This is a genomic window from Cognatilysobacter segetis, assembly GCF_004359965.1.
GTDB classification, from domain to species: domain Bacteria; phylum Pseudomonadota; class Gammaproteobacteria; order Xanthomonadales; family Xanthomonadaceae; genus Cognatilysobacter; species Cognatilysobacter segetis.
The window spans coordinates 37373-58661 of the sequence record NZ_SMRQ01000008.1 but is presented as its reverse complement, the minus strand read 5'-3'; the positions used below and the strand labels follow the sequence as shown (position 1 = coordinate 58661).

Here is a 21289-nt window from a genome sequence, read left to right as displayed (position 1 = left end):
GTGCGCCCTGCAGGTACACTGCCGGCCCCTCTGGCGGCAGGCCGTGGCGTGCGCACGACCCGGTGGTACGGCAAATTGCTGGGCTTCCTCGCCGGTGCCGCGCTGCTGCGCGCCGAGCCGCCGCTGGGCGCGCTGCTGGGCCTGCTGATCGGCCATGCCTTCGACGCGGACTGGTTCCGCCTGCGCGACGACCCCTACCGCACGCTGGGCATCAGCGACGAGGCGAACGACGCGGAGATCCAGCAGGCCTGGCGCCGGCTGATGTCGCAGTACCACCCGGACAAGTTCGCCACCGCCGCGCCCGAGCTGCGCCAGCGCGCCGAGAAGCGCACCCGCGAGATCAACGCCGCCTACGACCGCATCCAGGCGATGCGTCGTCCCGCCCGCTGAACCCGGAAGCGCCGCCATGCCATCGACCGTCATCGCCAGGGAGAACCCCTAATGCAGCCCACCGTCATCGCGCCCTCCATTCTCTCGGCGAACTTCGCGAAGCTCGGCGAGGAGGTCGACCACGTGCTGAAGGCCGGCGCCGACTGGGTGCACTTCGACGTGATGGACAACCATTACGTGCCGAACCTCACCATCGGGCCGCTGGTCTGCGAGGCCCTGCGAAAGCACGGCGTCACCGCGCCGATCGACGTGCACCTGATGGTCGAGCCGGTCGACCGCATCGTGCCGGACTTCGCCAAGGCGGGCGCGTCGATGATCACGTTCCATCCGGAGGCGAGCCGCCACGTGCATCGCACCGTGCAGCTGATCAAGTCGCATGGCTGCCAGGCCGGCATCGTGCTCAATCCGGCGACGCCGGTGGACGTGCTCGACTACGTGCTGTCGGAGATCGACATGGTGCTGCTGATGTCGGTGAACCCGGGCTTCGGCGGCCAGGCGTTCATCCCGTCCGCGCTCGACAAGCTTCGCCGCGTGCATTCGATGATCGACGCGAGCGGTCGCGACGTGCGGCTGGAGATCGATGGCGGCGTCAAGGCCGACAACATCGCCGAGATCGCCGCCGCGGGCGCGGACACGTTCGTCGCCGGCTCGGCGATCTTCAACGCGCCGGACTACGCCGACGTCATCGGCCGCATGAAGGCGGCGGTGGCGGACGCGCGCCGTCGCTGACGGATCGGCTGCGCGAAGTCGCTGGCCAAAAAGAACGGCCGGCGCCGCAAGGCGACCGGCCGGGGAGAGCGAGGCGTCCTGCCTGTCCGTCGTCCCTGCGATGGCCTTCCATGCTCCCGATGCTCGATGACACGCCCGTGACACGCGTTCCCCCGAGGCATGAGCGGTCGGGCTGGCGCGCGGTTTCGCGCGGCCGTGACGAGCCGCTATAGTCCGGCCCATGAACCGTCACGCGCACCTGCATGTCCTCGCCACGGGGTGGCGATGGTGGCCCTGAGCCATCGTCGTCCGTCATCCCGCTCGTTCTTCCGAGGAATTCCCGCGTGACATCGCTCGAGTCGTTCCAGCAGCAGGCCGCCGCCGGCCACACCCGCATTCCCGTCGTCCGCGAGGTGCTGTCCGACCTCGACACGCCGCTGTCGGTCTACCTGAAGCTGGCGGACGGGCCGCACACCTATCTCTTCGAATCGGTCGAGGGTGGCGAGCGCTTCGGGCGCTACTCGATCATCGGCCTACCGGCGAAGCGTGTTTACGCGTTCGCCGGCCACGTGCTGTTCGTGACCGAGGACGGCGAGCTGGTCGAGTCGCGCGAGGTCGAGGATCCGTTCGCCGAAGTCGAGGCGCTGCGCACCGCGCACTCGGTCCCGAAGATCGACGGCCTGCCCGGATTCACCGGCGGCCTCGTCGGATGGTTCGGCTTCGAGTGCATCGACTACATCGAGCCGCGCCTCGCCGCGGCCGGCCGCGGCAAGGAAGACCAGCTCGGTACGCCCGACATCCTGCTGATGCTCAGCGAGGAGGTCGCGGTCTTCGACAACCTCAAGGGCCGGCTGTATCTGATCGTGCACGCGGACCCGCGCGAGGAGCGCGCGTTCGCGCGCGCGCAGCGGCGGCTCGACGAACTGACGCACCGCCTGCGGCAGGGCGGGCCGGGTTACCCGGAGACGTTGCATGCCGCCGCGCTCGACGAGGCCGACTTCGTGTCCGGTTTCACGCGCGAAGGCTTCATCGCGGCCGTCGAGAAATCGAAGGACTACATCCGCGCCGGCGACATCTTCCAGGTCGTGCTGAGCCAGCGCCTGTCGGTGCCGTTCGAGGCGCGCCCGGTCGACGTGTACCGCGCGCTGCGCGCATTGAACCCGTCGCCGTACATGTACTTCCTGGACGTCGGCGACATGCAGGTGGTCGGCAGCTCGCCCGAGATCCTCGTGCGCCTGCAGGATGGCGAAGTCACGGTGCGGCCGATCGCCGGCACGCGGCCGCGCGGCGCCACGCCCGAGGAGGACGCCGCGCTCGAGGCCGAGCTGCTCGCCGATCCGAAGGAGCGCGCCGAGCACCTGATGCTGATCGACCTCGGCCGCAACGACGTCGGCCGCGTGAGCGAGCCGGGCACGGTCGAAGTCGGCGAGCAGTTCGTGATCGAGCGCTACAGCCACGTCATGCACATCGTCAGCGAGGTGACGGGGCGCCTGAAGGACGGCCTGAGCTATGCCGACGTGCTGCGCGCAACGTTCCCCGCGGGCACGGTGAGCGGTGCGCCGAAGATCCGCGCGCTCGAAGTGATCCGCGAGCTCGAGCCGATCAAGCGCAACGTCTACGCCGGCAGCATCGGCTACATCGGCTGGCACGGCGATGCGGACACGGCGATCGCGATCCGCACGGCCGTCATCCAGGACGGCCGCCTGTACGTGCAGGCCGGCGCCGGCATCGTCTACGACTCCGACCCGCAGAAGGAGTGGGAAGAGACGATGAACAAGGGCCGCGCGCTGTTCCGCGCGGTGGCGCAGGCGGCGAAGGGGCTCTGACGCCGCTCAGTGCGGCTTGCCGAGTTCGCGCCAGCTCTTCTCCTGCAGGTCGACGCCGAACTTCTTCGCGGCGCGCTGGATGCGGTCCCATGCGTCGTCGCGCTCGGCATCGCTGACGCCTTCGACCTGGTCGAAGCGTGCGACCGCGTTGCGCACGTGTTCGGCATCCTCGAGCGGTTCCTTGCGCTGTTTCGGGAAGGCGAACTCGCGGGCGTCCATGCGGTCGCGATGCTGTTCGTCCAGTCGGCTCATGACGATCTCCTGCGGCGGGGAGCGCCAGCGTCCGGCCCACGGGCGACGCAGCGCGTGAAGGCGGCTGTTGCGCTGGATGCGCGTTCGAGGGGGCTTGCGCATTAAAAAACGTTCATGGGGGCGCCACCTCCTGCCCAAGGCAGGGGGCGCAACGTGCGGTGGCGGGCATCGACGCCCGTCCGGAAATCCAACTCTGTCAGGAGTTCCCCATGAAACTGCATGCACTCGTTCTGGCCGTCGCGATGACGGCCGCCGCCGGCGTCGCGTTCGCCGCCCCGCCCGCCACGCCGGCGACCCCCGCGGCCCCCGCCAAGCCGGCGGCCGCGAAGCCGATGGCCCAACACCACAAGCACCGCACGCATCACGCCCGACGCCACGTCGCGCGCACCCACCACGCGATGAAGCACGCGATGCCGGCCAAGCCGGCCAAGCCGGCGAACGGCAGCGGCTGATCCGGCCGACGTCGTGGAAAGAACCCCGCCGCCGTGCGGGGTTTTTTCTTCACGGGCGCATTACCGATGTTTCATGCCCCGGACATCGGCAGGCGAAGGGCGTACGCGCAGTCTCGATTCCGAGGCGGCCCGCACCGCCGTTCCGCAACCCTCCTCGTCCAGGACCTCCGCTCATGAATCTCCGCCACCTGCTGCTCGCCACCGCCGCCTTCGCCGTCGCCGGCGCCGCGTTCGCCGCCGCTCCGGCCCCGGCCAAGACCGGCACGAAGCCGGCCGCTGCCGCCCCGGCGAAGGCCGCGCCGGCCAAGGCGACCGCCGGGACCGCCACCAAGGCCGTCCAGGCGAAAGCAATCGCCAAGGCCGCCCCCGCCAAGGCCGTAGCGCCGGCGAAGACGGTCGCCAAGAAGAAGGGCTGATCGCCCGCAGCCCCCAGGCCCGACGTTCCCCGGGCGGGATACCCCGTCGGCGCGAGCCGGCGGGGTATCTTTTTTCCACCGACGCACCGGGCTTCCCATGCGCATCCTGCTCGTCGAGGACGACCCGCACACCGCCGCCTTCATCGCCAAGGGGCTGCGCGAGGACGGCCATACCGTCGACACGGCCGACACCGGCCGCGACGGCCTGTTCATGGCGACCACCGAACCCTACGACGCGCTGGTGCTCGACCGCATGCTGCCGGGCGTCGACGGCCTGACGCTGCTCAAGACGTTGCGCGGTGCCGGCAACGCGGTGCCCGTGCTGCTGCTCACCGCGCTGGGCGACGTCGACCATCGCGTCGAGGGCCTGCGCGCCGGTGCCGACGACTATCTGGTGAAGCCGTTCGCGTATTCCGAACTGAGCGCGCGCCTCGACTCGATCGCGCGCCGCGGTGCGTCCGGCGGAAGCGAACCGACGAAGCTGCGCGTCGGCGATCTCGAGCTCGACCTGCTGAGCCGCGAGGCGCGCCGCGGCGACAAGCGCATCGAGCTGCAGCCGCGCGAGTTCCGCCTGCTCGAATACCTGATGAAGCAGGCCGGCCGCGTGGTGACGCGCACGATGCTGCTCGAAGCCGTCTGGGACTACCACTTCGACCCGCAGACCAACGTCATCGACGTGCACATCAGCCGCCTGCGCCAGAAGATCGATGCGGGCTTCCCGAAGCCGCTGCTGCATACCGTGCGCGGCGCCGGCTACCGGCTCGCCGCGTGATCCCCTCGCTGCGCTCGACCAGCGCGCGCCTCGCGATCGCGGTCACGCTGTCGTTCTTCGTCGCGTTCCTCGTGCTCGGCGTCGGCGTGCGCTTCACCGTCTCGACCATGCTCGACGGCGACACGCGCGACGTCGTGCGCGCAGACGAGGCGGGGCTGCTCGAGGTGGCCCGCGACGAGGGCCGCGGCGCGCTGCTCGACGAGGTGCGCGATCGCGTCGACGCCGACGATCCCGCGTCGGTCTACGCCGTGTTCGACCGCGCGGGCCGACGCGTGCTCGGCGCGCCCGTGCGCCTGCCGGGCCCGCGCAACGCACAGGGCTGGGTCGAGTACGTGCAGGACGACGGCGCCGGGCGCGGGCGCGTCATCGCGCGCGTGCACCGCTTCCCCGACGGCTGGCGCCTGGTCACCGGCCAGCGCACGCGCTCGCAGGACCGGTTCCTCGCGCTGATGCTGCGTACGGCGCTGGCCGCCGCGCTGGTGGCCGCAACGCTCGGCGCACTCACCGGCTGGCTCACCTCGCGCTGGGTGTCCCGCCGCCTGCGCGCGCTCGACGAGACGGCCGGCCGCGTCGGTGAGGGCGAGCTCGGCCTGCGCGTGCCCATCGACGGCAGTGACGACGCATTCGACCGCCTCGCGCGCCGCTTCAACGCCATGCTCGACCGCATCGAGGACCTGCTTGGCGCGGTCCGCCACGCGACCGACCACATCGCCCACGACCTGCGCACGCCGCTGACGCGCCTGCGCAACCGCCTCGAGGAAGCGCGCCATCGCGACGACGCCGACCGTCGCGCCGTGCTCGACGCCGCGCTCGCCGAAACCGACCAGCTGCTGCAGGCGTTCGGCGCGCTGCTGCGCCTGGCACGCATCGAGTCGCAGCCCGCGGTCGCGGACGCGCCGGCGGTCGACCTCTCCGAACTCGTGGCGGATGCCGCCGAGCTCTATACGCCGAGCGCGCTCGAGCTCGGGCTGCGGCTCGAGGTGTCGGCCGTGCCCTGCCGGGTCCGCGGCGATCGCGACCAGCTGTTCCAGTTGCTGGTGAACCTGCTCGACAACGCGCTCAAGTACGCGCCGCGCGGCACGACCGTCGCGCTGCGGCTGGACCGCGTGGACGGCCAGGCCCTGCTGGCGGTCGACGACGAGGGCCCGGGCGTACCCGAAGCCGAGCGCGAGCGCGTGTTCGACCGCTTCCAGCGCCTCGAGGCCCACCGGGGCTCGCCGGGCATCGGCCTCGGCCTGAGCCTCGTGCGCGCGATCGTGCTGCGTCACGGCGGGCATGTGCGCCTCGTCGACCGCGCGCCCGGCCTCGGCGTGCGCGTCAGCCTGCCGCTCGCCGACTGAGTTGCGGTCGCGCCGCGCGCGGCGAGCCGCTACAGTAGGCCGATGCACCGCAATGCGCCCCGTCCGTTCCCGCATGCCGACGCCGGCTGGCGATGGTGGCCCCGCGCCATCGTCCGCCTTGCCCCGTCGCCATCCGAGGAACCCGCGCGTGCCGTACGCATCCCGACCTGACAGCTCGTCCCGCATCGCCCCACGGGCGATCGCCTTCCGTCCTTCCGCCGCCGCGTCCCGCCGGGCGCCGGCCGGCCGCGCCCGTCGTCCGAGGCCGACCGCATGCTGCTGATGATCGACAACTACGACAGCTTCACCTGGAACCTCGTGCAGTACCTGCAGTCGCTCGGGGCCGAGGTGAAGGTCGTGCGCAACGACGAGCTGAGCGTCGCGCAGATCGAGGCGCTCGCGCCCGAGCGCATCGTCATCTCACCGGGGCCCTGCACGCCGAACGAGGCGGGCGTCTGCGTCGACGTGATCCGCGAGCTCGGGGCGCGCATCCCCACGCTCGGCGTCTGCCTGGGCCACCAGTCGATCGGGCAGGCGTACGGCGGCGACGTGGTGCGGGCGAAGACGATCATGCACGGCAAGACGTCGCGCATCCGCCACGAGGGACAGGGCGTCTTCGCCGGCCTACCCGATGCGTACGAGGCGACGCGCTACCACTCGCTGGTCGTCGCGAAGGACACGCTGCCGCAGGCGCTGGAGATCACCGCGTGGACCGAGGGCGACGACGGCGCGTTCGACGAGATCATGGGCCTGCGCCATCGCGAGCACCCGGTCGAGGGTGTGCAGTTCCATCCCGAATCGATCCTCACCCAGCACGGCCACGCGCTGCTGAGGAACTTCCTGGAGCGATGAGCATGTCCCTCACGCCCCAGCAGGCGCTGCAACGCACGATCGAGCACCGCGAGATCTTCTTCGACGAGATGGTCGGGCTGATGCGCATGATCATGCGCGGCGAGGTCAGCCCGGTGATGACGTCGGCGATCCTCACCGGGCTGCGCGTCAAGAAGGAGACCGTCGGCGAGATCGCCGGCGCCGCCACGGTGATGCGCGAGTTCGCGCTGCCGGTCGACGTCGCGGATCGCTCGCACATGGTCGACATCGTCGGCACCGGCGGCGACGGCGCCAGCACGTTCAACATCTCCACGGCCAGTATGTTCGTGGTCGCCGCCGCGGGCGGGAAAGTCGCCAAGCACGGCGGGCGCAGCGTGTCGTCGAGCTCGGGCAGCGCGGACGTGCTGGAGGCGCTGGGTGCGCACATCGAGCTGTCGCCGGAGAAGGTGTCGGAGTGCATCGCGCGCACCGGCATCGGCTTCATGTTCGCGCCGCTGCACCATCCCGCGATGAAGGTCGTCGCGCCGGTGCGCCGCGAGATGGGCGTGCGCACGCTGTTCAACATCCTCGGTCCGCTCACGAACCCCGCCGGCGCGCCGAACATCCTGATGGGCGTGTTCCATCCGGACCTCGTCGGCATCCAGGTGCGCGTGCTGCAGGAGCTCGGTGCCGAGCGCGCGCTGGTCGTCTGGGGCCGCGACGGCATGGACGAGCTCTCGCTCGGCGCGGCGACCCTGGTCGGCGAACTGCGCGACGGCGTGGTGCGCGAGTACGAGGTGCATCCGGAGGATTTCGGCATCGCCATGGCGGCGAGCCGCAACCTGCGCGTCGCCGATGCGGCCGAGTCGCGCACGATGCTGATGCGCGCGCTCGACGACGAGGCCGGGCTGCCACGCGAGATCGTCGCGCTCAATGCGGGTGCGGCGTTGTATGCGGCAGGACTTGCGGAGTCGATCGCCGACGGCATCGCGCTCGCGCGGCGCACCCTCGCGTCGGGCGCCGCGCGCGCCAAGCTGCACGAGTTCGTCGCCACCACGCAGGCATTGGCGGCCACGTGAGCGCCGGTTTCGCCCGCACGCCCCCGCCGCCGTACTGGGTGGTGACGTTCACCTCGCAGCGCAATGCGCGGGAGGTCGATGCGTATGCCGACGCCGCCGAGCGCATGTTCGCGCTCGCCTCGACCCAGCCGGGCTTCCTCGGCATGGAGTCGGTGCGCGACGCGGACGGCTTCGGCATCACGCTGTCCTACTGGGCCGATGAAGCCTCCATCGCCGCGTGGCGCGAGCATGCCGAGCACCGCGCGATCCGCGAGTACGGTCGCGCGCAGTGGTACGACCATTTCGAAGTGCGCGTGGCGAAGGTCGAGCGCGCCTATTCCCGCAGGGCCGATGCATGAGCGACATCCTCAACACCATCCTCGCGCGCAAGGCCGAGGAGATCGAGCAGCGCTCGCGCATCCGCTCGCTCGCCGACCTGAAGGCGCGCGCGGCCGACGCGCCGCCGCCACGCGGTTTCGTCGAGGCGATCCGCGCGAAGCATGCGCAGGGCCTGCCCGCCGTCATCGCCGAGGCGAAGAAGGCGAGCCCGTCGAAGGGCCTGATCCGGCCCGACTTCGATCCGGCGCAGATCGCGCGCAGCTATGAGGCCGGCGGCGCGGCCTGCCTGTCGGTGCTGACCGACGTCGACTTCTTCCAGGGCAGCAACCTCTACCTCGGGCTTGCGCATCGCGCCTGCGCGCTGCCTATCCTGCGCAAGGACTTCACGATCGATCCCTACCAGGTCTATGAGGCGCGCTTCATCGGCGCCGACGCGATCCTGCTGATCGTCGCGGCGCTCGAGGACGGCCCGCTGGTGGAGATGGCGAACCTCGCGATGGAACTCGGCATGGACGTGCTGGTCGAGGTGCACGACATCGACGAGCTCGAGCGCGCACTGCAGACCGACTGCCCGCTGATCGGCGTCAACAATCGCAACCTGCGCACGTTCGAGGTCTCGCTCGACACCACGCTCGAGCTGAAGCAGGCGGTGCCGACCGACCGCATCCTGGTGACCGAAAGCGGCATCGCCACGCAGGCCGACGTCGCGAAGATGCGCGCGGCCGGGGTGGAGACGTTCCTCGTCGGCGAGAGCTTCATGCGCGAGAAGGATCCGGGCGCGGCGCTGCAGCGGTTGTTCGGATGAGTGTCGACGCATTGAACGTGTCGGGAGTTACAGGCGAAGCGGCCTACCCCGCGCCGGTCGCGGACGCGCCCCTCGTCGTGTTCGACTTCGACCACACCTTGTACGACGGCGATTCGGGCAGCCACCTGTTCGCCTGGCTGATCCGCCGCAGTGCCTGGCGCAAGGCACTGGCGCTGCTGATCGCGCCCGTCGCCGGCCCGATGGTCGCGTTCCTGCCCACGCGTCGCCACGGCATCGGCGCGTTCGTCTGGGTCGGCACGCTGTTCGAGCGCGAACCTTTCGACGCGCTGGTGGACGCGTACGTGCGCCGGCACGTCGACGGCATCCGCGCGCGCCTGCTGCCGGTGGCGCTGGACGTGCTGCATCGCCACCGGCGCGCGGGCGACCGCGTGGTCGTCGCCACCGGGGCGCCGCCGCGGCTGGCGCGCGCGATCCTCGGTTTCGTCGCGCACGAGGACCTGCCGGTGGTCGGCACGCAGCTCGAGCGGTTCATGGGCGGACTGCGTGCCTCGCGCCACTGCCACCACGCGATGAAGATGACGATGCTGCGCGAAGCGGGCTTCGACGCGCCGATTGCCGCCGCCTACTCCGATAGCACCGCCGACCTGCCGCTGCTGCAGGCGGCCGCGCGGCCCGTGGTGGTCAATCCCAAGCCCGACGGTATCGCCTTCTTCCGCGAGCGCCTGCCGGTCGGGACGCCGATGCTCAACTGGGGCTGCCCGGGGCGGGTCGGCGATGCGGTGACGGACGCCTAGAACTGCAGCGGAACCCGCAGCCATCCGGCAACCGGCACGCCCTCGCGCATCGCCGGCGCGAATCGCCACTGGCTGATCACCGACACCGCGATCTCAAGGGCGCGCTCGCCGCAGGCCTGCTGCACGATGACGGCGGACGTCGGCATTCCGGACTCGTCGACCAGTACGTCGAACGTAGCGGAGCCGCCCGACGCGGGGCCGTTCAGGCCGTCGATCGACGCGGGGTCGAAGCCGATGCGGTAGCCCGGGAGTTCGCGCGGCGGCTGGTCGGGAATCGGGACGTCGACGGCACCGCGATCGCCATACACGACGATGCCGACGCCCGCGTCGGGATCGTATCGCCAGACGAATTCGCTATCGCCGCCCGGCCCCGCGGCCGGACTCGTCGCCGCAGGCTGCGTCTTCGAGGGTGCAACCGGCGCGGGGCGCGGCGGCGGGATCGGCGGCGTAGGCCGCGTAGGCCGCGGTGGCGGCGGGGCGGGCGGAGGCGGCGCCACGCGCACGAGCTGGATCGTCACGGCGTCGTCCGTCGCCGCCGGACGCAGCGGTGCGGCGGGGCGGAACACGACGACCGCAATGGCTGCATGGAAGGCGATCGCGAACGAGATCGCGGCGATGCGGAAGGGGTCGGGCTTTCGGCGCATCGGTGGGCAGCGAGGAAACGACACCGGCGGGGGACGCAGCGGATCGCGGATTCTAGACGCTGGGTGGCAATGCCGCGTCGCGGCCGCGGCTCAATCGCCCAGCAGTTTCGCGAAGTGCAGCGAGGCCTCGGTATAGCCGCAGTCGCGATAGAAGGTGTGCGCGTTCGCGCGACTGGACGCGCTGGTCACCTCGATCCGCGCGGCGCCGGCCTGGCGGGCGATCGCCTCGACCTCGCGCAGCAGCCGACGGCCGACGCCCTGGCGTTCGCACTCGGGCAGGACCACCAGCGCGGTGATCCGCGCCTGTTCGGCGCCGCGGGCCAGGGAATAGCGCAGGTCCATACCGGCGAGGCCGCAGGCGTGCCCGTCGATCTCGGCCAGCAGCAGCCGCTGGCGGGGGTCGCCGAGCACCGCGACGATGCGTTCGGACGCCTCGTCGCGGTCGCAGGGATAGCCGAGGGCCTCGAGCAGCCGGGCGACGTCGTGGGCGTCGCCGATGCGTGCATCGCGGACGCGGATGCCGCCGGCCTCGATCACGTCCGGCTCAGCGCGTGCCGTACAGGACGACGGTCTTGCCGCGGGCGTGCAGCAGGCCGTCGGCCTGGAGCTTCTTCAGCACGCGGCCGGCCATTTCGCGCGAACAGCCCACCAGGCGCGAGAGCTCCTGGCGCGACACGCGGATCTGCGTGCCCTGCGGATGGCTCATCGCCTCGGGCTCCTTGGCCAGGTCGTGCAGGGTGCGCACGATGCGGTCGGTGACGTCGAGGAAGGCGAGGCGACCGGCCTTGCGGCTGGTGTCGAGCAGGCGCCGGGAGATCTGCGCGCCGATCGAATAGAGGAGCTTGGGCGCGTCGCCGGACAGACGCGTCATCAGCAGGTCGTAGAAGCGCTCGTGGCCGATCTCCGCGAGTTCGCAGGCGGTGCGGGTGCGCAGGGTCACCTCGCGACGGTCGCTTTCGATGAACAGGCCCATCTCGCCGACGAACTGGCCGGGGCCGAAATAGCCGAGCACCAGCTCGCGGCCGTCCTCTTCCTCGTTGATGATGCTCACCGAGCCGGAGATCACGAAATAGAGGGTGGTCGCGGCATCGCCGGGGCGGAAGACGTCGGTACGGGACGGATAGCGACGGCGGTGGCAGTGCGCGAGGAACCGGTCGATCGCCGCGTTGTCGGGCATCAACGGGCTCTGCGGGCGCCTCGGCGCCGTCGGGTGTGCCAGGTCGGGGGACATGGGCCGGGCTCTGGAGGAATTAACCGACTATATAGACCATCGCGCGCTAAGGGCCAATCCCGTCACCCTTTGCGTTTGCCGGGGTTCGCAGCCGGATCGTGCCGCGTTCCGCGGCGTTCGTTCCCCCGTCACCCCGCATGCCCCATAATGCCGCGCCTTCCTCCAGACACCGGGATCCACGCACGTGGTCAAGCCACTGCCGCGCCTGCGGCTCCAGGGATTCAACAACCTGACCAAGGCGCTGTCGTTCAATATCTACGACATCTCCTACGCCGCCTCGGAGGATGAGCGCCAGCGCTACATCCAGTACATCGACGAGGCGTACAACGCCGACCGGCTGACGCAGATCCTCACGGACGTCGCCGAGATCATCGGCGCCAACATCCTGAACATCGCGCGGCAGGACTACGACCCGCAGGGCGCGTCGGTGACGATCCTGATCTCGGAAGAGCCGGTGATCGACAAGAAGGACGCCGGCAAGGAGCTGATCTCCGACGCCGTCGTCGCGCACATGGACAAGTCGCACATCACGGTGCACACGTATCCGGAAACCCATCCGGACAACGGCATCGCGACTTTCCGCGCGGACATCGACGTGGCGACCTGCGGCGTGATCTCGCCGCTGAAGGCGCTGAACTACCTGATCGAGAGCTTCGAGTCCGACATCGTGATCATGGACTACCGCGTCCGTGGCTTCACGCGCGACGTGAAGGGCAGGAAGCACTACATCGACCACAAGATCAATTCGATCCAGGACTACCTGGCGAAGAACGTGCGCAACCGCTACGAGATGCTCGACGTCAACGTCTACCAGGAAAACATCTTCCACACGAAGATGCACCTGAAGGAGTTCGACCTCGACACGTACCTGTTCGAGGAGAAGGCGAAGAACCTCTCGTTCAAGGACCGCATGAAGGTCGAGGCGCGCCTCAAGCGCGAGATCGAGGAGCTTTACCACGGGCGCAACCTGGTCGACTGACCGGTGCTTCCGAAACGGAAAAGGCCGGCGATTGCCGGCCTTTTTTCGTTTGCATGGCGCGACGCGAGCGCACGCGGGATCGGCGCATCACACGCGGTACGCGACCGTCTTCATCAGCTTCGACGCCGCCGCCATGAGCTGCGGGATCGGCATGGGCAGCGCGCGTGCACCCGCGGCCTCGGCGTTGTCGGCATGGCGCACCTCGTCGTCCTTCATCACCTCGAGGATCGCGCGGCTGCGCGCGTCGGCCGCCGGCAGCGATTCGAGGTGTTCGTCGATGTGCATCTCGACCTGTCGCTCGGTCTCGACCACGAAGCCCAGGTTCCAGCCGTCGCCGCGCAGGCCGGCGGCGAGGCCGATCGCGTAGCTGCCCGCGAACCAGAGCGGATTGAGCAGGCTCGGGCGGCTGTCGAGCTCGCGCAGGCGATCGGCGCACCAGGCGAGGTGGTCGGTTTCCTCCTGCGCGGCCTGCAGCAGGTGTTCGCGCGTGTGCGCGTCGCGCGCGACGGAGGCCTGCCCGACGTACAGCGCCTGCGCGCAGACCTCGCCGACGTGGTTGATGCGCATCAATCCGGCGGCATGCCGTCGTTCGGCATCGTCCAGCACGATGTCGGGCTGCGTGTCGGCGGGATTGCGGCGCTGCGCCGGAGGATTGCCGGCAACGGTCTCGAGGGCGCGCTGCGCCGTGTCGATCCAGCGGTCGATGGCGGTAAGTCGGCGGGCATGGGCAGGCATGTGCGCAGTCTACTGCGCGCGGTTCAGCACGACGTGGCGAGCTGCGACGCCAGGAACTCGATCGGATGCTGCACCGGCACCGCGGTGCCGTTCGCGAGGTGCAGGCGACAGCCGATGTTCGCGCTGAGCAGGCGTGTCGCGCCGCTCGATTCCAGTTGCGCGAGCAGTGGCGCGCGGAACGACGCGGCGCGCGTCGCGTCCATGAACATCGCAGTACCGGCGGCGCCACAGCAGCCGAAACCGGCATCCAGGACGACGATCTCGAGGCCCGGAATGGCGGCCAGCAGGCGACGCAACGCGCCGGCGCTGCCCGCCACGGCCTGCTGCGTGCACGGCAGGTGCAGCGCGATGCGGGCATCGCAGGGACGAAAGCGCAGCCGGTCGCGCGCGGCGTCGAGGACATCGAGCGCGTCGGCGACGCGCGCGCCCGGAGCGAGCGCGGCGGCGACCGCGCCGTGGCAGCCGCTGGCGAGCGTCACCACCTGCGCCGCGTCCGCGAAGGCCCGGGCGTTGCGGCGGGCGAGGTCGGCTGCGGTGTCCGTGTCGCCGGCATGCGCGTGCAGGCTCCCGCAGCACGTCTGCCCCGTGGGGATCCGCAATCCGATGCCGCAGGCCTCGAACAGGGTCGCGAGCGCGGCGTGTGCCGCACCTTCATAGGCAGGTGCGATGCAGCCGACGAACAGCGCCGCGACCGGCCGGTCAGAGCGGGCGTCGATGCGCGGCGGGGCGGCGACGGCCTCCGGCGGCCGCGGCAGGCGGCGCAGCGGGGCGGGCAGCAGCGGCCAAAGCCACCGGTAGGCCGCCATCAGGCGACGCAGCGCGGCGGGACGCGCCGCCAGCCATTCGATCGCGCGCTGGGGGACGGCGGGCTTCCGCCGGGTCCGCTGGCGGCGGCGCGCCTCCACGAGGAGTTCGCCATACTTCACGCCCGCCGGGCAGACGGCCTCGCAGCGGCGGCAGGCCAGGCACTGGTCGAGATGCGTATCGCCCGCGGTGGTGGGCTCCAGCGCCTGGAGCGCCCAGCCGCGTGCCAGCGCGATGCGGCCCCGCGGCGACTCGGCCTCGATTCGCTCGTGCCGGTAGGTCGGGCAGGCCGGCAGGCACAGGCCGCACTGCACGCACTGGTCGGCCAGCGCGACCAGCGGGTCGGCCGAGGGCGGTCGGGGCAGGGGCATCACCGGATGCTAGCGCGGTCTTGACACGGCTTGCACGCGGCTCGGCGCGCGGCTATAGTTCCGCTTCTTTGTTCCGCCCAAAACGCGCGGCGACGTTCGGATCGGCCCTCGGGCGATCCCAACCAGCCCGACCAGGCACCCACCAAGAGTTTTGTCATGAAGACCTTTATCGCCAAGTCCGAGACCGTCCAGCGCGACTGGTATCTCGTCGACGCCTCCGGCAAGACCCTCGGCCGCCTGGCCTCGGAGCTCGCCCGCCGCCTTCGCGGCAAGCACAAGCCCGTCTTTACCCCGCACGTCGACACGGGTGATTACCTGATCGTCGTGAACGCGGACAAGATCGCGGTCACCGGCAACAAGCTGGCGGACAAGAAGTACCACCGCTTCACCGGCTACGTCGGCAACCTCAAGACCGAGACCCTCGCGCAGGCGCTCGAGCGCCACCCGGAGCGCGTGATCGAAATCGCCGTCAAGGGCATGCTGCCGAAGGGCCCGCTGGGCCGTGCGATGTATCGCAAGCTCAAGGTCTACAAGGGTGCCGAGCACCCGCACGCCGCGCAGCAGCCGCAGCCGCTCGATATCTAAGGTCCGACGAACATGGCAACCCAGCAGAATTACGGCACCGGCCGCCGCAAGTCCTCCACCGCCCGCGTGTTCCTGCGCCGCGGCACGGGCAACATCACCATCAACCAGCGTCCGCTGGACGAGTTCTTCGGCCGCGAGACGGCGCGCATGATCGTGCGCCAGCCGCTCGAGCTGACGCAGTCCACGGACAAGTTCGACGTCGTCGTGACGGTCGCCGGCGGTGGCATCACCGGCCAGGCCGGTGCGATCCGCCTCGGCATCGCCCGTGCGCTGGTCGAGTTCGACGAAGGCCTGAAGGGCGACCTGCGCCGCGCCGGCTTCATGACGCGCGACGCCCGCGAGGTCGAGCGCAAGAAGGTCGGCCTGCACAAGGCCCGTCGCGCCACGCAGTTCTCGAAGCGCTAATCGCGCTTCGCAGGATGCTGACGGGCTTGCCGTCAGCATCCACCGCGGTAAAATCAGCTGCATAGCCCCGTCGCCAAGCGGTAAGGCACCTGACTCTGACTCAGGCATTCGGTGGTTCGAATCCATCCGGGGCTGCCATACCAAGGTTGCATCGCAACCGCCCGAAGACCCGCCGCGTGCGGGTCTTCGCGTTTCCGGGCTCAGGAGCCGCCATGGTCGCCCGCTTTCCGCCGCCGATCGTCGCCCCCACCGATGTTCGCGAGCGCCTCGCCTCGCGCGGGTATGCGGTGGTGGATGCCCCCGGCACCGCGACGCTCGCGGCGACGACCGTCGCCGACCTGGCGGCGTTGGCACCGTCCTGGGACACCCTGCCACCGGATACCTATCTCCGCGACGGCGGCCGCTACCGCCATCGCCGGCATTCGTGCTTCGTCGTCGAGGGCGGGGCGGTCACGCAGGTGCCGCATCGCGCGCACTGGCAGCCGGTCGACTACAACGCGCTGCACGGCGGCATGCGCCGCTGGTTCGAGCCGGTGACGCCGGCGATCGTCGACGCGCCGGCGTTCGGCGCGCTGGTGCGTGGCCTGGGCCGCGTGTTTTCCGACGTGCGCGGCGCGGCGCGCTGGTACGTCGAAGCCCATCAGTTCCGCATCGACACCGCCGACGGCGTCGGGCGTCCCACGCCCGAAGGCGCGCATCGCGACGGCGTCGATTTCGTGGCCGTGATGCTGGTGGCGCGCCAGGGAATCAAGGGCGGCGAGACGCGCGTGTTCGAGGCCGACGGCCCGGCGGGTGAGCGCTTCACGCTCGACCAGCCGGGGTCGGCGCTGCTGCTCGACGACACCCGCGTGATCCACGAATCGACGCCGATCCAACCGCTCGATCCGGCGCATCCCGGGCATCGCGACACGCTGGTGCTGACCTATCGCGCGGACGGGTTCCAGGGCGACTAGGCGCGTCGACGCCGCAGGCAACGGCGCACGGCGGGATTGCGCGCACGCGCGAGCGCCGATGGCGGAACCCGCCGCGTCGCGCGTGGCGTGCCCGGCGTGGGAAGTACATCGCCCGCACCATCGTTACAATTGAAACCATCGCGCCGCCCGGCGCCCGTTCTCTGGAGCCTCCGATGAAGCTGGGATCCCTGAAGGAAGGCGGCCGCGACGGCACGCTCGTCGTCGTGTCGCGCGACCTGACGCGCGCGGTGCGCGCCGACGGCATCGCGCCGACCATGCAGCGCGCGCTGGAGGACTGGTCGAACCTCGCGCCGCGGCTCAATGCCCTGTTCGAATCGCTCGAGGCCGGCACCGTCGATGGCGCGTTCGACCTCGACGTCGCCCAGCTCGCCGCGCCGCTGCCGCGCGCCTACGAGTTCGTCGACGGCTCCGCCTACCTGCCGCACGTGGAGCGGGTGCGCCGCGCCCGCGGCGCGCAGGTGCCCGAGAGCTTCTACACCGATCCGCTGATGTACCAGGCCACCAGCGCGGGCTTCCTCGCGCCGCGCGATCCGGTGCGCGTGCCGAGCGAGAGCTACGGCATCGACCTCGAGGCCGAGGTCGTGGTCGTGACCGACGACGTGCCGATGGCGGTCTCGCCGGAGGAGGCCGCGTCTCACATCCAGCTCGTCGGCCTGATCAATGACGTCTCGCTGCGCGCGCTGATCCCGGACGAGCTGGCCAAGGGGTTCGGCTTCCTGCAGTCCAAGCCGCGTTCGGCGCTCGGGCCCGTGTTCGTGACGCCCGACGAGCTCGGCGATGCGTGGCGCGGCAACAAGGTGCACCTGCCGATGCTGACGCACGTCAACGGCGAATGGTTCGGCGCGCCCGAGGCCGGCGTCGACATGCAGTTCGACTTCGCGCAGCTGGTCGCCCATGCCGCCAAGACGCGCCCGCTGAGCGCGGGCACGATCGTCGGCTCCGGCACCGTCGCCAACGAGGACACCTCCCTCGGCGCGTCCTGCTTCGCCGAGCGCCGCACCGTCGAGACGCTCGAGCAGGGCAAGCCGGTCACCCCCTTCATGAAGTACGGCGACAGCGTGCGCATCGAAATGCTCGACCGCGACGGCCGCAGCGTCTTCGGCGCCATCGAGCAGCGCATCGAGCCGCACGTCCGCTGACGGACGGCCGGGCCGCCGCACGCCGCGTGCACGCCGACGCGCTAACGTTTGCGTCCCGCCGCATGAGCCGACTGCCGTGACCGAGCCGCTGCGCCTGTACTCCTACTGGCGGTCGAGCGCCGCCTACCGCGTGCGGATCGGCCTCGCGCTGAAGGAGCTGCCGTACGAGACCGTGCCGGTGCACCTGGTCCGCGACGGCGGCGAGCAGCACAGCGAGGCCTTCCGCGAGACCAATCCGCAGGAGCTGGTGCCCGTGCTGCAGCACGGCAGCCGCCTGTACCGGCAGTCGCTGGCGATCCTCGAATATCTCGACGAGACCTGGCCCGACACCCCGCTGCTGCCCGCGCTCGCCCGCGACCGGGCCCGCGTGCGGGCGCTCGCGCAGCTGGTCGCCTGCGACATCCATCCGCTGAACAACCTGCGCGTGCTGCAGTACCTCGAGCACGAGTGGAACGCGCCGCAGCCGGAGCGCGAGGACTGGGTGCGGCACTGGATCGCGCTCGGCTTCGATGCCCTGGAGGCGTCGCTGGTCGACAACCCGGCCACGGGTGAATTCTGCGAGGGCGACGTGCCGACGCTCGCCGACTGCTGCCTCGTGCCGCAGGCCTACAACGCGCGGCGCTTCGGCGTGGACATCGCGCGCTGGCCGACGATCGCACGCATCGAGGCGGCCTGCCTCGCGCTGCCTGCCTTCGACGCGGCGCGGCCGGAGAGGCAGCCCGACTGTCCCGAGTCCCAGCGCGCCTGAGCCTTCAATAAAAAACGGCGACGCCGCGAGGCGTCGTCGTTTCCATGCAGCGCCGGTGCGACTTATTGCACCGGGTTGTACATGTCCGCGTAGGGATCGTGCTCGGCGCCGGCGCCTTCCGAAAGCCGGAACTTCAGCGCGAGGCCGTCACGCGAATCCGCTGCGCGCAATGCGCTCTCCATGTCGATGCGGCCTTCCTTGGCCAGCCGGAACAGGCACTGGTCGAAGGTTTCCATGCCTTCCTCCAGGGATTCCTCCATCGCGTGCTTGATCTCGTGCACCTGGCCGCGACGCATGAGGTCGCGCACGTGCGGCGTGTTGATCAGCACCTCGGTCGCCGGCAGGCGGCGGCCGTCGACGCCCACCACGAGGCGCTGGCTCACCACCGCGCGCAGGTTCAGCGCGAGGTTCATCAGCACGTTCTTGTGCGCGGATTCCGGGAAGAAGTTGAGGATGCGCTCGAGCGTCTGGTCGGCGTTGTTCGAGTGCAGCGTCGCCAGGCACAGGTGGCCGGTCTCGGCGAACGCGATCGCCGCTTCCATCGTCGTCGCGTCGAGGATCTCGCCGATGAGGATGACGTCCGGCGCCTCGCGCATCGCGTTCTTCAGCGCGTTGTGGAAGCTGTGCGTATCGAGGCCGACCTCGCGCTGGTTGACGATCGACTTCTTGTGGCGGTGCAGGAATTCGATCGGATCCTCGATGGTGAGGATGTGGCCGGGCATGTTGCTGTTGCGATAGTCGATCATCGACGCGAGCGTGGTCGACTTGCCCGACCCGGTACTGCCGACGATGAGCACGAGCCCGCGCGGCGAGGTGATGATCTCCTTCAGCACCTGCGGCAGCTGCAGCTCCTCGATCGACGGGATCACGTTCTTGATCGCGCGGATCACCATGCCGACTTCGCCGCGCTGCTTGAACACGTTGACGCGGAAGCGGCCCGAGTCGGGCAGGGCATAGGCCATGTTGAGCTCGAGGTTGGTCTCGAACTCCGGTACCTGGCCCTCGTCCATCAGCGAGTAGGCGATCTTCTTGACCATGCCCGCCGGCAGGCCGGTGTTGCCGAGCGGCTGCAGCTTTCCCTCGACCTTGATATAGACCGGCGCGCCCGTCGTCAGGAACATGTCCGACGCGTTCTTCTCCGTCATCAGCTTCAGGAAGTAGCCGATGTCCATGCAGTCTCCTCGTATGGCATGCAGGTTTGCGCCGGTACAGCCGGCATGGCCACAATGACCGCGCGTCCCCACGCCACGGTCCGGGTCCCCATGCGTCCAAGCTTCGCACATCCCCGCAGCGCGCTTCTTGCTGCCGTTCTCACCGTGACACTCGCGTCCTGCGCCACCCTGCCGCCACCGACCGGTGAGCTGGCGGCGGCGCAGCAGGCGGTCGGTCGCGCCGCCCAGGCCGATGCCGAGCAGTACGCGCAGGCGGAGTTCGCGGCGGCGCAGGCGGAGCTTTCGCAGGCGCAGGCGGCGCTGTCCGCGGGACGCGACGACGACGCGCGTCGTCTGGCGCTGCTCGCCGAAGCCGACGCCGCGCTCGCGGTGGCGCGCAGCCGTGCGGCGGTGGCCGCCGCGGCACATGCGCAGCGCGAGCGCGAGGTCGCCGAGCTGCAGTCGCGGCTGCAGCTCGACGCGGACGCGCCGGCCGCGCTGCCCGGGGCGCCTGCCGATGCGTACGGCAACTACGCGGGCCGGTTGCAGGCGCTGGTCGCGGACCCGCGCCTGTCGGGGCTGGCCGAGCTCGAACGCGCCCGGGCGCAGCAGGCGATCGACGAGCTGGCCGTCGCGCGCGCCAAGCAGCGGCCCGCCGCGGAAGCGCTGGCCGAGCGCCGCGTCCGCGCCGCCGAGCTCGCCGCGTACGCGCAGGCGCTCCAGCGCGACAACGACCGCCTCGAGCGCACCCACTCCGAGCTGCAGCTGGAAGCCACGCGCCGCGAGGCCGCGGCGGCCCGTGCCGAGGCCGACCGGCTGCGGATGGAAGCGCAGATGCGCGCGGAGGAGACCGAGCGCCTGCGCCAGCAGGCGGCGGACCAGGAACAGGCGCGCCTGCAGGCCGAGCAGGCGCTGCAGGGCGCGGCCACGCAACAGGCGGCGAAAGCGGGTGCCGCGCGGGAGAAGGAGCTGTCGCTCGCACGCGAGGAAGCCGAGCTGGTCGCGGGCGCCAAGCTGCCGCCCGTGCGGCGCGATGCCCGCGGCGAGGTCTTCACCCTGGCCGGCGACGCGTTCGCTTCCGGGCAGGCCACGCTCACCGCCAAGGCGGCAGCCAGCCTGAAGGCGCTCGCGCACTACATCGATGTCGCCCGCGCCGCTGGCGTGCGGGTGGACGGCTACACCGACAACCAGGGGGCGCCGGAGGCCAATCAGGCGCTGTCGCAGCGGCGGGCCGACGCGGTCCGGCAGGCGCTGGTTGCGGGCGGTGCGGGCGACGTCCGCATCGACGTCGCGGGTCATGGCGCCGGTACGCCGGTGGCCGACAACGGCACCGCCGCCGGGCGCGCGAAGAACCGCCGGGTCGAGGTTGTCGTCACGCAGAAATAGCGGATTTTTCGCGGGTTTAACGCACTTTTCGCGACCTCTTCAGCGACATGACGACCGGCTGTCGGCCCTGCGCCACGGCCGCTTGCCGGCGGTCCGGGCGGGGGAGTACGGTCGAGTCGACGGCCCGCTTCGACGGGCCCGATAACGCCGGGTCGCGCGCCGCCGGCAGCACATGCGGACATGCGATCCGGCCATCACCGTCTCCGGCGGTCGA

26 protein-coding genes and 1 tRNA gene are annotated in these 21289 nt (G+C 70.7%); 20 read left to right on the top strand and 7 right to left on the bottom strand.

Annotated elements, in window-relative coordinates; all coding sequences use genetic code 11:
- The first annotated feature begins 48 nt into the window (after positions 1-48).
- From E4F61_RS03165 to trpE, 3 genes are all read left to right on the top strand, one after another.
- The gene (locus E4F61_RS03165; RefSeq protein ID WP_133478221.1) at positions 49-390 is read left to right on the top strand and encodes a J domain-containing protein; all 342 of its coding nucleotides are present in this window, start codon (positions 49-51) and stop codon (positions 388-390) included.
- Between the two features lie 51 nt (positions 391-441).
- Positions 442-1119 (top strand): ribulose-phosphate 3-epimerase, encoded by a 678-nt coding sequence (rpe, locus tag E4F61_RS03160; protein WP_133478220.1) that lies wholly within the window; start codon positions 442-444, stop codon positions 1117-1119.
- Positions 1120-1442: 323 nt separating this feature from the next.
- Positions 1443-2924 carry an anthranilate synthase component I gene (gene trpE, locus E4F61_RS03155; protein ID WP_133478219.1) on the top strand — a complete coding sequence of 494 codons (1482 nt, stop codon included), beginning with the start codon at positions 1443-1445 and terminating at the stop codon, positions 2922-2924.
- A gap of 6 nt (positions 2925-2930) precedes the next feature.
- On the opposite strand, the gene E4F61_RS03150 is transcribed toward trpE, so the two are convergent.
- On the bottom strand, positions 2931-3176 hold the full coding sequence (locus E4F61_RS03150; protein ID WP_133478218.1) for a DUF6582 domain-containing protein: 246 nt from the start codon (positions 3174-3176) through the stop codon (positions 2931-2933).
- A 209-nt stretch (positions 3177-3385) separates the two neighbouring features.
- Here E4F61_RS03150 and E4F61_RS03145 point away from each other — a divergent pair, with 209 nt between their 5' ends.
- The 9 genes from E4F61_RS03145 (at position 3386) to E4F61_RS03105 (ending at position 9923) form a co-directional block, all read left to right on the top strand.
- Complete coding sequence (locus tag E4F61_RS03145; RefSeq protein ID WP_133478217.1) at positions 3386-3628, top strand: hypothetical protein; 243 nt, start codon at positions 3386-3388, stop codon at positions 3626-3628.
- Between the two features lie 173 nt (positions 3629-3801).
- Positions 3802-4044, top strand: a complete 243-nt coding sequence (locus E4F61_RS03140; RefSeq protein WP_133478216.1) for a hypothetical protein — start codon at positions 3802-3804, stop codon at positions 4042-4044.
- A 97-nt stretch (positions 4045-4141) separates the two neighbouring features.
- Positions 4142-4816 carry a response regulator transcription factor gene (locus E4F61_RS03135; protein ID WP_133478215.1) on the top strand — a complete coding sequence of 225 codons (675 nt, stop codon included), beginning with the start codon at positions 4142-4144 and terminating at the stop codon, positions 4814-4816.
- The gene (locus E4F61_RS03130) at positions 4813-6156 is read left to right on the top strand and encodes a sensor histidine kinase (protein ID WP_133478214.1); all 1344 of its coding nucleotides are present in this window, start codon (positions 4813-4815) and stop codon (positions 6154-6156) included. The genes E4F61_RS03135 and E4F61_RS03130 overlap by 4 nt, the downstream gene beginning before the upstream one ends.
- Positions 6157-6429: 273 nt before the next feature.
- Complete coding sequence (locus E4F61_RS03125) at positions 6430-7008, top strand: anthranilate synthase component II (protein ID WP_133478213.1); 579 nt, start codon at positions 6430-6432, stop codon at positions 7006-7008.
- A gap of 2 nt (positions 7009-7010) precedes the next feature.
- Positions 7011-8045, top strand: coding sequence for an anthranilate phosphoribosyltransferase (gene trpD / locus E4F61_RS03120; protein WP_133478212.1), 1035 nt, complete (start codon positions 7011-7013; stop codon positions 8043-8045).
- Positions 8042-8383 (top strand): antibiotic biosynthesis monooxygenase family protein, encoded by a 342-nt coding sequence (locus E4F61_RS03115; protein WP_133478211.1) that lies wholly within the window; start codon positions 8042-8044, stop codon positions 8381-8383. The genes trpD and E4F61_RS03115 overlap by 4 nt, the downstream gene beginning before the upstream one ends.
- Entirely contained in the window at positions 8380-9168 is a 789-nt protein-coding gene (trpC, locus tag E4F61_RS03110) for an indole-3-glycerol phosphate synthase TrpC (protein ID WP_133478210.1), read from the top strand. The genes E4F61_RS03115 and trpC overlap by 4 nt, the downstream gene beginning before the upstream one ends.
- On the top strand, positions 9165-9923 hold the full coding sequence (locus tag E4F61_RS03105; RefSeq protein WP_133478209.1) for a haloacid dehalogenase-like hydrolase: 759 nt from the start codon (positions 9165-9167) through the stop codon (positions 9921-9923). Before trpC ends, E4F61_RS03105 begins: the two co-directional genes overlap by 4 nt.
- On the opposite strand, the gene E4F61_RS03100 is transcribed toward E4F61_RS03105, so the two are convergent.
- The 3 genes from E4F61_RS03100 to crp all read right to left on the bottom strand — a co-directional run bounded on the left by E4F61_RS03100 (position 9920) and on the right by crp (position 11798).
- On the bottom strand, positions 9920-10567 hold the full coding sequence (locus tag E4F61_RS03100) for a TonB family protein (RefSeq protein WP_133478208.1): 648 nt from the start codon (positions 10565-10567) through the stop codon (positions 9920-9922). The two genes, E4F61_RS03105 and E4F61_RS03100, sit on opposite strands and share 4 nt — an antisense overlap.
- 90 nt (positions 10568-10657) lie before the next feature.
- Positions 10658-11104 carry a GNAT family N-acetyltransferase gene (locus tag E4F61_RS03095; protein WP_133478207.1) on the bottom strand — a complete coding sequence of 149 codons (447 nt, stop codon included), beginning with the start codon at positions 11102-11104 and terminating at the stop codon, positions 10658-10660.
- A 7-nt stretch (positions 11105-11111) separates the two neighbouring features.
- Entirely contained in the window at positions 11112-11798 is a 687-nt protein-coding gene (gene crp, locus E4F61_RS03090) for a cAMP-activated global transcriptional regulator CRP (RefSeq protein WP_133478206.1), read from the bottom strand.
- A 184-nt stretch (positions 11799-11982) separates the two neighbouring features.
- On the opposite strand from crp, the gene speD reads away from it, so the two are divergent.
- Positions 11983-12777, top strand: coding sequence for an adenosylmethionine decarboxylase (speD, locus tag E4F61_RS03085; protein WP_133478205.1), 795 nt, complete (start codon positions 11983-11985; stop codon positions 12775-12777).
- Positions 12778-12864: 87 nt separating this feature from the next.
- Here the strand turns inward: speD and coq7 are convergent, their stop codons facing one another.
- Together coq7 and E4F61_RS03075 are read right to left on the bottom strand one after the other, a co-directional pair.
- Positions 12865-13512 (bottom strand): 2-polyprenyl-3-methyl-6-methoxy-1,4-benzoquinone monooxygenase, encoded by a 648-nt coding sequence (gene coq7 / locus E4F61_RS03080; RefSeq protein WP_133478204.1) that lies wholly within the window; start codon positions 13510-13512, stop codon positions 12865-12867.
- Positions 13513-13535: 23 nt separating this feature from the next.
- Positions 13536-14687, bottom strand: coding sequence for a (Fe-S)-binding protein (locus tag E4F61_RS03075; RefSeq protein ID WP_133478203.1), 1152 nt, complete (start codon positions 14685-14687; stop codon positions 13536-13538).
- A 156-nt stretch (positions 14688-14843) separates the two neighbouring features.
- On the opposite strand from E4F61_RS03075, the gene rplM reads away from it, so the two are divergent.
- The 6 genes from rplM to maiA all read left to right on the top strand — a co-directional run bounded on the left by rplM (position 14844) and on the right by maiA (position 18538).
- A complete protein-coding gene (rplM, locus tag E4F61_RS03070) occupies positions 14844-15272 on the top strand; it encodes a 50S ribosomal protein L13 (RefSeq protein WP_133478202.1) in 429 nt (142 codons plus the stop codon).
- A 12-nt stretch (positions 15273-15284) separates the two neighbouring features.
- Positions 15285-15677 carry a 30S ribosomal protein S9 gene (gene rpsI / locus E4F61_RS03065; RefSeq protein ID WP_133478201.1) on the top strand — a complete coding sequence of 131 codons (393 nt, stop codon included), beginning with the start codon at positions 15285-15287 and terminating at the stop codon, positions 15675-15677.
- A 63-nt stretch (positions 15678-15740) separates the two neighbouring features.
- A tRNA-Gln gene (locus tag E4F61_RS03060) sits at positions 15741-15815 on the top strand.
- A gap of 74 nt (positions 15816-15889) precedes the next feature.
- Complete coding sequence (locus E4F61_RS03055; RefSeq protein ID WP_133478200.1) at positions 15890-16630, top strand: 2OG-Fe dioxygenase family protein; 741 nt, start codon at positions 15890-15892, stop codon at positions 16628-16630.
- 173 nt (positions 16631-16803) lie between these two features.
- Entirely contained in the window at positions 16804-17790 is a 987-nt protein-coding gene (locus E4F61_RS03050) for a fumarylacetoacetate hydrolase family protein (RefSeq protein WP_133478199.1), read from the top strand.
- Positions 17791-17866: 76 nt separating this feature from the next.
- Entirely contained in the window at positions 17867-18538 is a 672-nt protein-coding gene (maiA, locus tag E4F61_RS03045) for a maleylacetoacetate isomerase (RefSeq protein WP_133478198.1), read from the top strand.
- Between the two features lie 62 nt (positions 18539-18600).
- On the opposite strand, the gene E4F61_RS03040 is transcribed toward maiA, so the two are convergent.
- Positions 18601-19710 (bottom strand): PilT/PilU family type 4a pilus ATPase, encoded by a 1110-nt coding sequence (locus E4F61_RS03040; RefSeq protein ID WP_133478197.1) that lies wholly within the window; start codon positions 19708-19710, stop codon positions 18601-18603.
- A 144-nt stretch (positions 19711-19854) separates the two neighbouring features.
- Between E4F61_RS03040 and E4F61_RS03035 the strand changes: the two genes are divergently transcribed.
- The gene (locus E4F61_RS03035) at positions 19855-21075 is read left to right on the top strand and encodes an OmpA family protein (protein WP_162301387.1); all 1221 of its coding nucleotides are present in this window, start codon (positions 19855-19857) and stop codon (positions 21073-21075) included.
- The last annotated feature ends 214 nt before the right edge of the window (positions 21076-21289 follow it).

Excerpts from the sequence above, each read along its gene's own strand:
- rpe (WP_133478220.1), top strand. The coding sequence starts at position 442 with ATGCAGCCCACCGTCATCGCGCCCTCCATTCTCTCGGCGAACTTCGCG.
- E4F61_RS03150 (WP_133478218.1), bottom strand. The coding sequence starts at position 3,176 with ATGAGCCGACTGGACGAACAGCATCGCGACCGCATGGACGCCCGCGAG.
- E4F61_RS03145 (WP_133478217.1), top strand. The coding sequence starts at position 3,386 with ATGAAACTGCATGCACTCGTTCTGGCCGTCGCGATGACGGCCGCCGCC.
- E4F61_RS03140 (WP_133478216.1), top strand. The coding sequence starts at position 3,802 with ATGAATCTCCGCCACCTGCTGCTCGCCACCGCCGCCTTCGCCGTCGCC.
- E4F61_RS03135 (WP_133478215.1), top strand. The coding sequence starts at position 4,142 with ATGCGCATCCTGCTCGTCGAGGACGACCCGCACACCGCCGCCTTCATC.
- E4F61_RS03125 (WP_133478213.1), top strand. The coding sequence starts at position 6,430 with ATGCTGCTGATGATCGACAACTACGACAGCTTCACCTGGAACCTCGTG.
- trpD (WP_133478212.1), top strand. The coding sequence starts at position 7,011 with ATGTCCCTCACGCCCCAGCAGGCGCTGCAACGCACGATCGAGCACCGC.
- trpC (WP_133478210.1), top strand. The coding sequence starts at position 8,380 with ATGAGCGACATCCTCAACACCATCCTCGCGCGCAAGGCCGAGGAGATC.
- E4F61_RS03105 (WP_133478209.1), top strand. The coding sequence starts at position 9,165 with ATGAGTGTCGACGCATTGAACGTGTCGGGAGTTACAGGCGAAGCGGCC.
- E4F61_RS03100 (WP_133478208.1), bottom strand. The coding sequence starts at position 10,567 with ATGCGCCGAAAGCCCGACCCCTTCCGCATCGCCGCGATCTCGTTCGCG.
- crp (WP_133478206.1), bottom strand. The coding sequence starts at position 11,798 with ATGTCCCCCGACCTGGCACACCCGACGGCGCCGAGGCGCCCGCAGAGC.
- coq7 (WP_133478204.1), bottom strand. The coding sequence starts at position 13,512 with ATGCCTGCCCATGCCCGCCGACTTACCGCCATCGACCGCTGGATCGAC.
- E4F61_RS03075 (WP_133478203.1), bottom strand. The coding sequence starts at position 14,687 with ATGCCCCTGCCCCGACCGCCCTCGGCCGACCCGCTGGTCGCGCTGGCC.
- rplM (WP_133478202.1), top strand. The coding sequence starts at position 14,844 with ATGAAGACCTTTATCGCCAAGTCCGAGACCGTCCAGCGCGACTGGTAT.
- rpsI (WP_133478201.1), top strand. The coding sequence starts at position 15,285 with ATGGCAACCCAGCAGAATTACGGCACCGGCCGCCGCAAGTCCTCCACC.
- E4F61_RS03055 (WP_133478200.1), top strand. The coding sequence starts at position 15,890 with ATGGTCGCCCGCTTTCCGCCGCCGATCGTCGCCCCCACCGATGTTCGC.
- E4F61_RS03050 (WP_133478199.1), top strand. The coding sequence starts at position 16,804 with ATGAAGCTGGGATCCCTGAAGGAAGGCGGCCGCGACGGCACGCTCGTC.
- E4F61_RS03040 (WP_133478197.1), bottom strand. The coding sequence starts at position 19,710 with ATGGACATCGGCTACTTCCTGAAGCTGATGACGGAGAAGAACGCGTCG.